Here is a 15,437-nt window from a genome sequence, read left to right as displayed (position 1 = left end):
GCAGAGCAATCAAAGAGTGATAAACTTTGCCACTTAACCAGCACAAATAATAACTAGAGCAGGATGCAGTAAGGTTGCACATGGAAGAAGTCAAAGCATTATTAGCCAAATGTCCTGTATTATCAGGGCTGTCCGAGAAAGGACTTAGTGAAGCAGCACAAATAGCTAAAGTTCGCTGTTTCGACGAAAAAGCACTGATTTGCAATAAAGGGGAACCTCAATCTTCTCTTATGGTCATTGCACAGGGTGCCGTACGAATTAATTCGATGAGTTCAAAAGGCAAAGAAGTCACATTAATGATTTTCGAGGCAGGAGGCTGGTTTGGAGACAATGTTTTTTCTCCCGGCATGCCCCGTATTTTTGGCGCAACCGCGCATTCGGGCGTGACCTTACTGGAACTACCTGGTGATAAGTTTCGCCAATTACTCGCCAAATATCCTCAAAGTTACCCTACGATTCTCGACTTACTTAGCCGCCGCTTATGGTCTGCCATTTCAGTTATCGAAGATGATGCGATTAGAGGAATCGAAGAGCGGATTGCAAGAAGATTGCTGTTGCTTGCTGAATACCAACACAACCAAGCTATCAATACTCAGCCGTGTGTCGTGAGAGTGACTAGAGAGCATATCGCCAACATGATGGGGCTAACTCGTCAAAGTGTTCATAAAGTACTAAAAAACTTAGAGAGTATTGGGATGCTAGAACTGAAATATGGTTCAGTGACCATTACTAATCCAAAACGCTTAGAAGCGCACATAAAACAACTCGAACAATAGAGTAAACAGATAGTTCATGTGTACACGCTAGCGAGAGATTGCCATCTTCTATTCTTGAGTAACGTGCACAACACCACTCTCTCTAAGCAAGTGGCGCTGTGACGAGAAGTTCATTGAATCGACTAAGCCACATTCAATTCAGATTTCAATTCACGCTTTAAAATCTTTCCTGTTGCACTCATCGGGAGATGCTCACGAATTTCAACATAACGAGGATATTTAAAAGAGGCTAACTGCTCTTTGCCCCACGTTTGTAATGTTTCTGCGTCAATGTACTCTCCCGGTTTAAGCACAACGTAAGCCTTTATCTCTTCGCCATACTCTTCATTTGGAATCCCTATCACCGCTACCATTGAGATTGCAGGATGAGTCATAAACACTTCTTCAATTTCTCTAGGGTAAACGTTAAATCCACCTCGAATGATCAGATCTTTCATTCTATCGACGATAAATAGATTACCTGAACTGTCAAAACGGCCAACATCACCAGTATGGAACCAACCATTTTGTAGCGCGGATTCAGTGACTTCCGGGCGGTCAAGGTATCCTTTCATAACATTATGCCCACGCACAACAATCTCACCTTCTTCACCGATCGGTAGTGCATTGCCTTCAATGTCGACAACTTTTACTTCAACGCCTTGAATCGGTTGACCTACCGATCCTGGTATACGTTCCTGATCTAAATGATTAAAACATGCAATAGGACTTGTTTCTGATAACCCGTATCCTTCAAGAATTGGGACATTAAATTGTTCCTCAAAGGATCTAAAGATTTCGGTTGGCAACGGGGCTCCACCGCTGATAGCAACACGTAGTGAGGATGTATCAAATTGGTGCTGGACATGAAGCAAGCCAATATACATCGTTGGCACTCCAGCAAACAACGTCACTTTGTGTTTTGCCATCAGCTCAAGAACATGTTTAGGCTCAAACCTAGGCACTAACACCAAGGTTGCCCCGCCCAAAACACTAGCATTTAAGTGGACGGTTTGACCAAAGGTATGAAATAAAGGCAAAGTTACTAAGTGAATATCATCGGCCTGGCTGCCCATAATGTTTTGTGCCACCAGAGCATTCATTATGATGTTCTGCTGCGTCAGTTCAGCTCCTTTTGGTAAGCCCGTCGTCCCTGATGTATACAAAATAACACAAGTATCATCCGCATTACGCGGTACATAATCTGACAATGGTTCTGCATCCGCTATAAACGCATTGAGAGTTGGCACACCATTCCATTCGTTTTCAACTTGAGATTGAGTCATCACGACCATATTTTCACATATCTCGGCCTGCTCAAACGCTTTAACCCCCTCTTTTGCCATTGGCAGTTCTGCTGTCCCTTCAAAACAGAAGTAAAACTTCGCTTTTGAATCTTCTAAGTGATACTTAATTTCTCGCGCTTTCAAAAGCACATTTAATGGGACAGCAACCGCGCCAGCTTTTTGTATCGCATAATAAACAAACGCGAAAAAAGGGATGTTTGGGCATGAGAGCGCAATACGATCGCCCGGAACGACCCCTTTGTTGATTAAAGATGCCGCGATCTTTCCGGTAATCGCATCAAACTGCGCATAAGTTATCTCGACATCACCACATATCAACGCCGTCTTATCTGGTTTACTCGCAGCATTTCTTTGTAATGCAGCAGCAAGATTCATCATAATCGCTTCACCTCTTACTTGTTGATTTTCGTTTTATCGGCTCGGGAGCATTAACAGAGAGAGCACTCCCCTACACTAAAATGTTGGCACTTTATATATGTCTCTCCCATTTCTGATTAACATTATGTTTACAATGCAATCAAAACTAAGAATGTAAAACAGTTAACATTTCACAAAGCTAATTGGTAAAAATGTGAGCTTGAAAGAAATTAATTGTTATAAATATCAATCCAAGTCACGCAAGACGCAGACCACGCTCGCAAACACAAAATTCATCTCAGTTAACAAAAAATAAACAAGAAAAAGAAATAAACAAAAACAATTACACAGCCAATAGGCATAACAAAAATCAATAGCAAACGTTTGCTATTGAACAAAACTTTATCGCTCGTCAATAAAATATCGATTAATCCATCAATAATACCTTGCTGCATATTGCCAATTGTAAACGATAAGTGTAAAAAGCAAGGCGAGATAATTATCCATAAAACCATTTATGGTTAGTGGGTAATTTTAGGATTTTACATTTTATTAGCACAGAGGTTATGGAAGTGTTAAAAGAAAAGAGTTTGCTAAACAACATTGGCGTACAAGTCGTAATCGCCATGATCGTGGGCACAGCCGTTGGTGCCATGATGGGTCATGATGCGACAGTGTTCGCTCCTTTAGGTGCTATCTTTATCAACTTAATCAAAATGTTGGTTATTCCTTTGGTCGCTGTAGCCTTGATTTCTGGTGCAGCTGGTCTTGGGAACAGCCAGTCAGCAGGTAAAGTTGGCATCGTCACTCTAGGTTATTTTGGTTTAACATCCGCCCTAGCCGTTGCGCTTGCACTATTTATGGGTGAAGTATTCCAACCAGGCATGGGGATCGACGTCTCTGGCGTTGAAGGCATGTTCTCAGCAGAATACGCTTCAAAAGGTGAACTACCTACTTTCTGGGCAACCATCACTGGTATGATCCCAACCAACGTTTTCCAATCACTAAATGAAGCAAACATCCTACAGATCCTCGTTTTCTGTATGTTCTTTGGTATTGCAATTTCTAAGCAAGCAAAAGAGCGTCGTGAGCCAATCATTAATGGTGTTAACTGCATCGTTGACGCAATGGTTTGGATGATCAACAAAGTGATGATCATTGCCCCTATCGGCGTGTTCGGTCTGATGGCAGAAGCAGTCGGTACATTCGGTTTTGGCGCACTAATGGTGGTATTCAAACTGTTCGTTGTTTACGTTGCCGCAATCCTGATCTTCGGTTTCGTTGTTTACCCAGCAATGGTGCATATTTTCACCAAGACATCAGCGAAGAAGTTCCTGTCTTCAATGAAAAAACCACAAGCTGTTGCGCTTTCAACGGCCTCTTCTATGGCAACACTGCCTGTCACAATGGACACCTGTGAAAAAGAACTGGGCGTAAAAAATTCAACCGCGTCATTTGTTCTGCCTCTAGGCGCAACGATCAACATGTCAGGTAATGCGATTTACTATGGCTTGGTTGCTATCTTCTTTGCTCAACTGTTCAATATCGATTTAGGTATGGGCGCTTACATTGCAATTATCGTAACGTCTACATTGGGTGCGGTTGGTCAAGCGGGTGTTCCTGGTCCTTCTTTCCTAGTGGTTGCCGTGCTTCTTGCCGCTGGCATTCCAATCGAAGGTTTACCACTGCTATTCGCTCTTGACCGTATTTTCGATATGATTCGTACAGCACTAAACATCACAGGTGATGCAGCATGTGCAGTTATCGTTGATGCGCTAATTGAAGAGGAAGCGGCAGAAGCTGAGCTTAAAAAGCAAGAAGCTTAGTCCTTTCTCGAATGAACTAAAAACCGCTCACTATGAGCGGTTTTTTTGTCTTTTCTTGCATTACGTAACTATATAAATAGAAACCAATAGCATAAATTTATCAAAATGATATAAACCATTACAAAATATAAAAAACGTCAGAACTAGGTTATATCATGAGTCTTAAGCTGTCTTTGGAGCCCCTCGCCAGTACAGATTTGCCGATCGAGTCAAAACAACAGGCGCTGGTTGACACGGTTCTTCTTACTCTTACACCGCAAGAAAGGTCTTCTCTTTTTCAACAAGTTGCTTTGTATAGAATAAAGCTTCTCAAGTCCCTCTTTCCTAAATACGCATCTAAGAGTCTGTCCGTACTGTTTGAATTAATGGATTATCGAAATTTAGTACAGCAGTATCCAACGCCTTTCTCCGAAGAGGCGCTCTTACTTGAACAAGTTGCCGCAGATTGTTACCCGCATTGGATGGTTTTCTGGTGTGAATGTGAGATTGCTGCGATCAAGCAAAAGCACCCTTTAAATGAAGCGACAAGACCAACTCAGCTCTCGTTTGACGACCGCGACTATTCAAGCATATTGATCGAAGATATTGCCGAATGCGACCTAAAGGTAACACTGCCAAATCACGCTGCATTAATGCCGATTTCCGCAGCAATCACACTGAGCAATCTTGAGCTCTTCGTCCAAACTGAACAATGGTTTGAGATATTGCCTCTATTATCACTCTCGCAGAAAGGTCAACACTTTGTGCTATTGTTCAAGCAGTCATCTACACCAATCATGGTCTCCTCCGCTTTGGTGCAAAACTGGCACCAAAGAAATACCTGGCTCAGTTATTCATCACCATTTAGTAGTGAGCAATGGCAGTTTTGCCTTCCTGATTATGGCTACATGACTCTTAATCAATTAGGCCTTTTTGGAGGTAACGATCTAACTCGCCAACGGGCTCTTATTGAATTTGATGCGCAGTTCCAATCTCACTTAGAAAACACTGAAGCGGTTTGCGAAGTGCTGCGTCTGACAGTGGGTGGCAACATCCAACAAAAACTGTACTTTTTGTATTTGGCACAAAAAGCATTGATGAGTGAGCTATATAAAGCAGGCTATAAGCTCAGCTTTACCATTATTGAACAAATATTTATGTTAAATTTCTATCAATCTATTGATTTAGAGGCCTACTTTCACTCAGGATACCGCGACATTAACAGTGACGGTACCAAGACATACCGCGGTTTCTGGAATTTAGGTATGATGGTTGAAGCATTTCAAAACATACAGTTTCGCGACTACAAACACCGCGTACGAACAAAAAGAATTGATGAAAAGGTGAATGTACATGCTTGATATTCATCTTCACGGCCTTTTTTATCCAAAAGCAATGACGCTATACGCCACTGTACTGGTGGTGTTCGCTTGGTTGTTATATTACTGCTATCGCCTAAAACAGAAGAGTGAAACGATTTTAGGCTCGCATCATGCGCCGTACATTGCTTATTCTAGTTGCATCATCGTTTGGATCAGCAGCAACGCATACTTCCATACCGACTTATTGCCGGAGTTGGGCTCCGCTGGCGGTATTTTTATGGCTAAGTTGGCGAACTTGGCGTCATTCTTTGCCTTTGCATTCGCGTTCTATTTTTCTTGCCAGCTAGCGGCTGATATCAAAAAAACTGCGGTCAAAGCCTGGCAAAAAATCGTCTTTGTGGCACTAGCAACGTACTCGCTTTACATCAACTTAGTACCAAACCTTACTGTCGAAAATGTCACCATTACGGGCCCAAGCCAGTTCGTGATCGAGTTTGGTCCCCACACCTCATATTTCTTTATTAGTTTGCTGACATTTGTGGTATTAACCCTGCTGAACTTGATTACCATGCGAGCGAACAGCAGCAAACTTACGCTGGCAAAAAGTAACTATATGATAGCCGGCATTTTGGTCTTCATGTTATCAACTGCAGTGATACACCTTGGAATGACTTACTTCCTTGGTGACTTTTCCTTAACCTGGTTACCACCAGCACTTTCAATTAGTGAAATGTTGTTTGTAGGCTATGCCCTGCTTACCTCTCGCTTTTATAGCGCTAAATACCTCACATACTTAACCGTTAGCGCGCTGTTTGTCTGTGCCATTTTCGTCCTCCCGCTGGGCGCAATATTTATTCCTATCTCGGAAGATAACCAATGGCTTGTAGCGGTGCCTTTATGCGCACTCATCGGTATCACTTGGCACTTGCTTTACAAACGCGTCAGTCGTTTCGCGTCCTATTTTATTTATGGGAAACGACATACACCCGTTCAACAAATTCTTGGATTAGAAGAAGAATTTAAACGCTCAATAGATGATGCAATGCGCCAGTTAGCAGCGTTACTAAATATACCAAATAATAAATTGCAGCTCGTCACCAGCAGTTACACCGAAACGTTTTATGAAGATTATCTGCTGTCAAGCAAGTCTGTTCTCGTGCTTGATGAACTGTCTGAAGAAATTGATTATGCCTCCTCGTCTAAAGGCTCAATGCGCAAGCTCTACGAACGTATGCGATCCAGCAATACGGCGCTCGTAATGCCTCTTTTTGGTCGTGGAAAGTCCGTTACGCACTTACTGATTTCTTCACACAAAATGGATAATAAGCTGTTTTCTAATGAAGAAATTTCAGCATTGCAAACCTTATTAGTTCGCATCCAGAGCACCATCGAGGCCGATAGAAAAGTACGCCAAAGCCGTGCGCTCGCTAACTCTATTGCGCATGAAATGCGTAACCCTCTCGCTCAAGTTCAATTACGATTTGAAGCTTTAAAACAGCATATCGAATCAAACTCTTCACTTGAGACGTTAAAGAGTGAGATTGATAAAGGAGAAGCAGCGATTCAGCGTGGTCGCCAACTCATCGACATTATTTTGCGAGAAGTCAGCGACAGCTCACCAGAGCACGAACCCTTAACTATTACGTCTATACATAAAGCTGTCGATCAAGCGGTCAGCCGTTATGGCTTCGAAAACGATCAAATAATTGAAAGGATCAATCTGCCCCAAGAGCACGATTTTGTCGCGAAATTAAACGAAACTCTGTTTAACTTTGTCATTTTCAATTTGATTCGCAATGCTATCTACTATTTTGATTCTTATCCCGATAGTCAAATTGAGATTCGTAGCCAAACGGGGGCCTACGAAAACATTCTGGTCTTCAGAGATAGTGGCCCTGGCATAGATAGCAGTATCTTACACAAGATATTTGACGACTTCTTCTCGTTTCAAAAAAGTGGCGGCAGCGGCCTTGGCTTGGGCTACTGTCAACGCGTTATGCGCTCTTTTGGTGGACGAATTGAGTGCCAGTCTGAATTGGGCGAATTTACAGAGTTCTACTTGTATTTCCCGGTCGTTCCAAACGCACCCAAGCCAGAGACGTTGAGAACACCGGACTTCAATGGCTGGAAAGTAAATGCACCACATTCTGAACCTCGCACAGACCAACACGTACAAGTAAGTAACGATGCACCAACAGTGCTCATTGTTGATGACAAAGAGGTGCAGCGTACTTTGGTTCAAATGTACTTAAAAAGGCTGGGAGTCAACAGCTTACAAGCAAATAATGGCGCTTCTGCGGTGGAGCTATTTCAGTCGCACAAGATTGATTTGGTGCTTATGGATGTACAGATGCCAGTGATGAATGGATTTGACGCAAGCCAACGAATTAAGCAAATTGCGTCTTCCGTTCCGATCATCGCACTATCTGGAGAGTCTGGAGCCAAAGAGCTGGAGCTCATTGCGAAACTCATGGATGACAGACTTGAAAAGCCAACCACGTTAAATGCGCTCCAAACCGTCATCAAGCGCTGGTTGCAACATGAGAGTTTTGCTACTTCCAACACTTTCTAATTTGCGAAGATAAAACTGGCACTAGATGTGCATTACTGAAGTAAATCGAATTATCCAGAGGGTCAAGCAAGCTGCAAATGGTTAGCGGATGAGCTTGATAAGGAGATCGCCATGTTACTTCATCGACACACATACTACGGCTTGATTCATCATGGAATCAAAGCACTACTACTCGATCGCTTAGGCCACTATACAGAAGAAGAATACCATCAGTATCTGAGCCTAATGACCGGCAAATCCACTTGCTTTACGATGTCTCTCGAAGAGCTTGAAGCAACCGTTGATAATCTGTTACGTGAAGGCTATTTAGAAGATGTCAAAACGCTTATTTCTCAATATCAACGTGTTGCTTAAATCTTAAATTCTATCAACTCAATTGCCGCTCTATCGCGGCAATTTTTATGCCTTCGATTTACTACTTCATCTTTGCGAAATGTTGCTTGTTGTATCATTCAGTCAGGGGATTACTTCTCTTACCTCTAACCTTGACGGTATTCACATCTTGTCAGATTCCGTTAGACTGTCTTCAATTCACTAATTAGGTAGATTTTGCCACCATGAAGCAAATCCTAGATTTTATCCCACTCATCGTCTTCTTCGCTTTGTACAAGATGTACGACATCTACGCAGCAACAGGAGCGCTGATCGTTGCAACGGCAATTCAGCTTGTCGTCACCTATGCTCTGTATAAAAAAGTCGAGAAAATGCAGCTAATTACGTTCGTTATCGTGACGATATTTGGCAGCATGACCCTTTTCTTCCACGACGACAATTTCATAAAATGGAAAGTCACCATCATTTATGTGATTCTAGCTATCGGTTTAGCAGCGAGTCACGCAATGGGGAAATCGGCCATTAAAGGCATGTTGGGCAAAGAAATTTCACTACCTGATGCTATTTGGGCGAAGATCAACTGGGCTTGGGTCGGCTTCTTCTCATTCTTTGCTGGTCTGAACATTTATATCGCTTACGAGCTACCACTGGATGTTTGGGTCAACTTCAAAGTATTCGGAATGTTGATTGCGACATTTGCCTACATGATTGCGACTGGCTTCTACATTTACAAACACATGCCAAAAGAACAAAAAAATAACTCATCCGATGTGTCGACTGATGATTAAAAACTCAGTTTTGCTATAATCCGCGCACTTTGCAGCGACCTTCGGGTCGCTGTTTTGCTCCATGTATCACTAAACCGATCAAACGACATACCGGATTCAGACCATTCTTGCTGCTGTAAACCAACTTTCTCTGGTCCGGTGTCTGCGTTTTTTTTAAGGACCTTTGGTTCTAGGTATTTACTATGTTGGCGCTTAGTTTGAGCGCCTTTAAGATTTAGGATGTCACAATGAGTCAAGAAATTAGCTCTCCGAGAGGTCAACTGCTGCTTCGTACCCTTGCAATGCCTGCCGATACTAATGCCAATGGCGATATTTTTGGTGGTTGGATTATGTCTCAGCTCGACCTAGCAGGTGCGATTCTGGCCAAAGAGATCTCTTCTGGTCGCGTTGTTACCGTTTCAGTGTCCAGCATTACCTTCAAGAAGCCTGTAGGTGTTGGCGATGTCGTTTGCTGCTATGGCGAATGCACTAAGATTGGTCGCACCTCAATGAGTGTCGATCTGGAAGTATGGGTCAAGCCGGTAAAAGCACACGGTGTCGGCGAGCGCTTCATGGTTTGTGATGCGACTTTCAACTACGTAGCCATTGACAGTGAAGGCAAACCACGCCCGGTTCAGAATTAGTCAACCTACAGCGCTAACTGTTAGAAAGGATCTCACATTTTCTGTTGTTCACTTGTGAGAGACACAAAAAAGGCGTTAAATTAACACTTTACCCTACCAATTAAGGAACTATGCTATGTGGTATGTCATCTTTTCTCAGGACGTCGAGAACTCGCTGGAAAAACGCATGAGCGTTCGCCCGCAACACTTGGAGCGCTTACAAAATCTTCAAGACGAAGGTCGCCTTCTTACTGCTGGCCCTATGCCTGCGATAGACTCTGACAACCCAGGAGAAGCTGGATTTACGGGCTCGACTGTCATCGCTGAGTTCGCCTCTCTAGAAGACGCTAAAGCGTGGGCAGAAGCCGATCCTTACGTAGCGGCTGGTGTTTACGATAATGTAATCGTGAAACCGTTCAAAAAAGTGTTTTAATTTATGAAAAAATTACTGTGTCTTTTCTTGGCATTTGGTGCGTTAGCTGGCTGTTCATCTACTGATGATAATCAACGCCAGCTTGAGCTATTGGCATCAAACCGAGCGGGAGTCTTGTCCGCAGGTCTCCCTTTGGAATACGGTCCACTGCAGATAATGCGTGTCTCATCCAATAAAAATGTTGTTGAAATGATGATGATTTATAACGATGACGCACTCGGTGCAAAGCCGTTAAATCAAGTACTGAACACCAGTATCTACACCTATTGCAGTAACCCGGAAATTCGTAAGCAAATTGATATGGGCTTAATGTACCGTATTAAAGTGCGTAACTCTCGCGGTCAGTTGATGGCAGATGAGTTGGTTTCCGCGCAAACTTGTACTCAAATGAAATAGTCACAGTGAGTGCGTTGTTTTCGATACGAGCAATTCATCCGCTATTGCGGGATAGTATAACGACGAAAATGAACGGCTAAGAATAGAAAAACGGAGACCACGGTCTCCGTTTTTATTTGCTAAAAAGGTGCCTTACGCAAGCTCAGCACGAAGTTTCTTCGCCGCTGACACGAGGTTCGCCAATGCCGCTTCCGTCTCTGCCCAGTTACGTGTTTTCAGACCACAGTCTGGGTTCACCCACAAACGTTGTACCGGAATCTTTTCTGCCGCTTTCTTGATTAAGCCTTCAATCCACTCTTCCGTCGGAATGTTTGGTGAGTGAATGTCATAAACACCTGGACCGATTTCATTCGGGTAATTGAACTCTTCAAACGCTTTAAGCAGTTCCATATTTGAGCGTGACGTTTCAATGGTAATCACATCCGCATCGAGCGCCGCGACTGAATCGATGATTTCATTGAACTCGCTGTAACACATGTGAGTGTGAATCTGAGTCTCTGGTTTTGCACCCGCTGCCGAGATCTTAAATGCATCCACCGCCCATTCTAAATACGCTTTGTGATCGCGCTTTTTCAACGGCAGACCTTCACGAATCGCAGGCTCATCGATTTGAATGATATTGATGCCTGCATCTTGCAGATCAGAAACCTCATCACGCAGTGCCAGTGCCAGTTGCTGGGCGATTTCTTGACGAGTAATGTCTTCACGCGGGAATGTCCAACATAAAATCGTTACCGGGCCCGTCAGCATACCTTTCATCTGCTTGCTGGTTAGCGATTGTGCGTACGTCGACCATTCCACCGTAACCGGCTTTTCACGCTCAATGTCGGCAACCACAATGGCTGGTTTCACACAGCGAGAGCCATAACTCTGTACCCAACCAAATTTCGTCGTTTGGAAGCCCGCCAAGTTCTCCGCGAAGTATTCCACCATGTCGTTACGTTCTGCTTCACCATGCACAAGCACATCTAGGTCAAGGGCTTCTTGACGTTTTACGGCATCCGCAATATGTCCTTTTAGTGCTTGGATATAGTCGGACTCAGATAACTGGCCAGTGCGATAAGCACTGCGCTGAACACGAATTTCACCCGTTTGAGGGAAAGAACCGATTGTCGTGGTTGGCAACAGAGGCAAGCCCAATACTTCAGCTTGATGCGCAGCACGCTCCGCGTAAGGTGCGCTGCGCTCGGCAAGTGACGCAGTAATACTGTTTAAACGTGCTTGAACTTGTGGCTTATTCACATGCGTTGCCGTTTTACGTGCTTTGATTGGCTGGCTGTAGGTATCACAAGCGAGAATCGCATCTTGATCACCATCGAGTGCTCGGCCAAGCAAGGCGACTTCTGTTACTTTTTGTTTTGCAAACGCAAACCAGCTTTTCACTTCTTCACTTAGCTCTGTTTCCAGTTCCAGATCAACCGGGCTATGTAGCAAAGAGCATGAGCTCGCAACCCAAAGGTTGTCGCCCAGTTTTTCTTTTACTGGCTGTAGACGTTCAAGTTGCGCACTCAAATCCGAGCGCCACACGTTACGACCGTTGACCACGCCAGCAGACAGCACCCACCCCTCCGGTAGTTTGGCAACCACGTCATCAAGCTGTTGAGGCGCGGCAGATAAATCGATATGTAAACCATCCACTGGTAGCTTTACAATTTTGTCTAGCGTATCGCTTATAGAGTCAAAGTACGTCGTTAGCAGCACTTTTACATCGCTTCGAATCACTTGGTACGCTAGCTTGAACGCATCAGCCCACTGACTTTCAAGCTCTAGTGACAAAATTGGCTCATCAATCTGAACCCACTCAACACCTTGACTCGCGAGCTTTGCCAAAATAGCTTGGTAAGCCGTAAGCAATCGTGGCAGTAGCGTCAGGCGATCGAACCCTTCTTCTACCTCTTTACCTAAGTAAAGATAACTGACTGGGCCAAGCAAAACTGGCTTCACTTTATGCCCAGCTTGGGTTGCTTCGTTGACTTCTTCAAACAGTTGAGGCCAGCTCACTTCAAATGTATCGTCCTTGCTAAATTCAGGTACGATGTAGTGGTAGTTTGTGTTGAACCATTTAGTCATATCCGACGCTGCAGCGCCCGCACAGCCGCAACCCGCTTGAGATTGACCGCGACCCACTTTGAATAGCGTATCCAAATCAGGGAAACCGTCTGCGTGACGTTTTGGCACGTGACCCAGTAACAACGTGGTCGTCAGTACATGATCGTACCAAGCAAAATCGCCAGCGGTGGTAAAACTCAAGCCAGCATCTGTTTGCGTTTGCCAGTTTTTAGCGCGCAGATCTTCCCCAACCTTTTTAAGCTCTGCTTGATCAATTTCTCCGCGCCAGTATTTTTCCTGAGCGAATTTTAATTCTCGTTTTTCACCGATGCGTGGATAACCTAGTACGTGCGTTGTTGTAGCCATGTCCCTATTCCTTTTTCAATCTTGTTCAATTTGTTTGGGTCAGAGTATCTTTCGTCATAAAAGATGTCTGGATGGCTAAACTATCGCTCTCATCTGCGGTTTGAACAACGTCCATTTATTCAACTTGTTTATTAAAAAAATTCATCATGAGGCGACATGATTCGCAAATAAATACAACAAATAGACGTCTAGACGTTTACATATCCATTTTTTGTCGTTAAGTTATTTATACGATTGCTATTCTGTTCATAGCGAGCAACAAAGGATGAAAGGAATTCATGATAGAGCTAAAACATTTGCGGACACTCACTTCGCTTCGAGACACCGGCTCTCTAACCGCGACCGCGACCGCGTTGCATCTCACTCAATCAGCCTTGTCTCACCAGATCAAAGATTTAGAGGCACGGATTGGGGGACAATTATTCCTTAGAAAAACTCGTCCAGTGAAGTTCACTTCAGAGGGAGAAATCCTATTGCGTCTTGCAGAAGATATTCTTCCCAAACTCGCAAGAGCAGAAAATGATTTGGCAAGCTTGAAAGAAGACGTCAATGGTCGGTTGCATATGGCGATTGAATGTCACTCATGTTTCCAATGGCTCATGCCTGCTCTTAGGGAATATCAACTTGCCTGGCCTAGCGTAACACTGGATTTTTCATCAGGTTTTGGCTTTGAACCACTTCCTGCACTGTTAGCTGGCGAGTTGGATCTCGTTATCACGTCAGATATTCAACCTCGTTCTGAAGTGCATTATGAACCTTTATTCGACTTTGAAATGCGCTTAATTACCGCGACCAACCACCCATTGGCGGAAAAAGAAGTTATTGATCCGCAAGATCTCGCAGATCAAACCATGCTCTCCTATCCGGTTCAAAAACAAAGGCTAGACGTCGTAAAACACTTCTTGCAGCCAGCGGGGGTAGAACCAGCTAAATGGAAGCAAGCCGACAATACTCTGATGTTAGTGCAAATGGTCTCCGCAGGATTAGGGGTTGCAGCACTGCCAAATTGGGCGATTTCTGAATTTTCTCGCCAAGGCCTTATTACCAGTAAACCTTTTGGCCAAGGCTTATGGCGTCGCTTATTTGCTGCAACGCGTCACTCAGAGAAAGATAAACGTTACTTACAAGCCTTTTTCGCAACCGCAAGGCTACAATGTAAAAGCCACCTTGACGGAATCAAGATGGCTTAGGGATATGGATTAAGAAAGGTTTAGCGTTGATATGCTTTAAATTGGTTGGTCAATGGATCGTACTGATAGCCAAGCATATCAAGCTTGCCCACAACGGACTCTACATCCATTTCATACACCGATACTAACTCGTCAAAACTGTCGCACTCTAAACGTAGCTTTTCATTGACGATACCTAGCAAAATAATGCTGTCCAAATTACCTACATTGCTTAAATCCATCGCGACTCTCCTCTTCGACAAGGTATATAAACAAGCGTAGACGTAATCACGTGAATTTAAAGTGAGCGCGATCCAAAACGTGAGTGCCTTATACTCAAGCAACCTAGAAAGGACTTGAGTACAAGCAGTATTGCTCTGTTTCTCGACTCGCGATTAAGCCGCCAGAGAGAATAAACCTTGTAGGCTCGTCATTGACGCAAGCGCGAGCAACAGGGCGACGCTCAGTTGAACCTTTTCCGGTTTTTTATGTGTGAAGATATGCCAGCACCAAACAATGATTGAAGAAATGAGCATGGCTAAAGACAATAAAATTGGTTGTGTTGCGGCGATCAATGTCGCTTCATTTAACTGGTAAGAAGCAAATAGAGTTGCGATTACCAGCAGCATTCCAGACACAATGCCCGTAACGGGCAAAATGCGGTGAAATGCCTGCAATCTGCTACGAGCGATAGTCAGAAGCAATTGAGAAAATGACGCCCCAAGGAAAAATATCATTATTGCCATCGCAATAGACGCAGGCCAGCTTGGCTGTTCAAATGCTTGAATACTTACATACGCAAAAGCCAAACCATTCGCTAAATGCATCGCCCAAAGAGGGCCTTTTTCACGCGTTTTCTTGGTTTGAACCTGAGAGTAGAAATAGAAAATAGCGAACACGATCATAAATGCTTCAATGCGAAGAGAAGCAACCGCAAGCCACAATAACGCCACTGCTGGCAACATTTTATGAAGACGGCCTCTCTGACCCGGACAAATATCGCCCTTGATGAGAAGTAAAGTCAGTAGCGCTTGCGCGCCAAATAGCATCGGAGGAAAAGTAACCAGCAATTGTTGAATCATGTTAAATGCACGCTCAAAAGTCATTTTGGGGTGGCGATAATAGCAAATCACCTATCGTCAAACCACCGAAAGTCTATCCCCAAATGTACTAGAACAGCGAG

14 protein-coding genes are annotated in these 15,437 nt (G+C 43.9%); 10 read left to right on the top strand and 4 right to left on the bottom strand.

Features of this window, described 5'->3' with window-relative positions:
• Positions 1-80: 80 nt before the first annotated feature.
• Positions 81-776: a Crp/Fnr family transcriptional regulator gene (locus tag NL643_RS15440; RefSeq protein WP_085343504.1), complete on the top strand. Its 696-nt coding sequence runs from the start codon at positions 81-83 to the stop codon at positions 774-776.
• A 122-nt stretch (positions 777-898) separates the two neighbouring features.
• Here NL643_RS15440 and NL643_RS15435 read toward each other — a convergent pair whose 3' ends face one another.
• Entirely contained in the window at positions 899-2,440 is a 1,542-nt protein-coding gene (locus tag NL643_RS15435; protein WP_253644761.1) for a long-chain fatty acid--CoA ligase, read from the bottom strand.
• A 545-nt stretch (positions 2,441-2,985) separates the two neighbouring features.
• On the opposite strand from NL643_RS15435, the gene NL643_RS15430 reads away from it, so the two are divergent.
• From NL643_RS15430 to gspS2, 8 genes are all read left to right on the top strand, one after another.
• Entirely contained in the window at positions 2,986-4,245 is a 1,260-nt protein-coding gene (locus tag NL643_RS15430) for a dicarboxylate/amino acid:cation symporter (RefSeq protein WP_012841620.1), read from the top strand.
• 155 nt (positions 4,246-4,400) lie between these two features.
• Positions 4,401-5,585, top strand: coding sequence for an acyl-homoserine-lactone synthase (locus NL643_RS15425; RefSeq protein ID WP_253644760.1), 1,185 nt, complete (start codon positions 4,401-4,403; stop codon positions 5,583-5,585).
• Complete coding sequence (locus tag NL643_RS15420) at positions 5,578-8,118, top strand: hybrid sensor histidine kinase/response regulator (protein ID WP_253644759.1); 2,541 nt, start codon at positions 5,578-5,580, stop codon at positions 8,116-8,118. Before NL643_RS15425 ends, NL643_RS15420 begins: the two co-directional genes overlap by 8 nt.
• A 111-nt stretch (positions 8,119-8,229) precedes the next feature.
• Positions 8,230-8,472, top strand: coding sequence for a hypothetical protein (locus tag NL643_RS15415; protein ID WP_005392851.1), 243 nt, complete (start codon positions 8,230-8,232; stop codon positions 8,470-8,472).
• A gap of 203 nt (positions 8,473-8,675) precedes the next feature.
• Positions 8,676-9,239, top strand: a complete 564-nt coding sequence (locus NL643_RS15410; protein ID WP_005392849.1) for a septation protein A — start codon at positions 8,676-8,678, stop codon at positions 9,237-9,239.
• Positions 9,240-9,466: 227 nt separating this feature from the next.
• Entirely contained in the window at positions 9,467-9,862 is a 396-nt protein-coding gene (gene yciA / locus NL643_RS15405; RefSeq protein ID WP_005392848.1) for an acyl-CoA thioester hydrolase YciA, read from the top strand.
• Between the two features lie 115 nt (positions 9,863-9,977).
• Positions 9,978-10,274 (top strand): YciI family protein, encoded by a 297-nt coding sequence (locus NL643_RS15400; RefSeq protein WP_253644758.1) that lies wholly within the window; start codon positions 9,978-9,980, stop codon positions 10,272-10,274.
• A gap of 3 nt (positions 10,275-10,277) precedes the next feature.
• Entirely contained in the window at positions 10,278-10,670 is a 393-nt protein-coding gene (gene gspS2, locus NL643_RS15395; protein ID WP_005392846.1) for a GspS/AspS pilotin family protein, read from the top strand.
• Positions 10,671-10,802: 132 nt separating this feature from the next.
• Here gspS2 and metE read toward each other — a convergent pair whose 3' ends face one another.
• On the bottom strand, positions 10,803-13,085 hold the full coding sequence (gene metE / locus NL643_RS15390; protein ID WP_253644757.1) for a 5-methyltetrahydropteroyltriglutamate--homocysteine S-methyltransferase: 2,283 nt from the start codon (positions 13,083-13,085) through the stop codon (positions 10,803-10,805).
• A 278-nt stretch (positions 13,086-13,363) separates the two neighbouring features.
• Between metE and metR the strand changes: the two genes are divergently transcribed.
• Positions 13,364-14,275 (top strand): HTH-type transcriptional regulator MetR, encoded by a 912-nt coding sequence (gene metR / locus NL643_RS15385; RefSeq protein ID WP_005392844.1) that lies wholly within the window; start codon positions 13,364-13,366, stop codon positions 14,273-14,275.
• Between the two features lie 20 nt (positions 14,276-14,295).
• Here the strand turns inward: metR and NL643_RS15380 are convergent, their stop codons facing one another.
• Positions 14,296-14,496, bottom strand: coding sequence for a DUF4250 domain-containing protein (locus NL643_RS15380; protein WP_005392843.1), 201 nt, complete (start codon positions 14,494-14,496; stop codon positions 14,296-14,298).
• A gap of 153 nt (positions 14,497-14,649) precedes the next feature.
• Positions 14,650-15,360 (bottom strand): hypothetical protein, encoded by a 711-nt coding sequence (locus NL643_RS15375; RefSeq protein ID WP_253644756.1) that lies wholly within the window; start codon positions 15,358-15,360, stop codon positions 14,650-14,652.
• Positions 15,361-15,437 lie beyond the last annotated feature (77 nt).

Source organism: Vibrio sp. Y42_MX_L11, from assembly GCF_024181785.1.
In the GTDB taxonomy this organism is placed as follows: domain Bacteria; phylum Pseudomonadota; class Gammaproteobacteria; order Enterobacterales; family Vibrionaceae; genus Vibrio; species Vibrio diabolicus.
The sequence above is the reverse complement of the archived record's forward strand: the minus strand, read 5'-3'. Positions and strand labels throughout refer to the sequence as shown.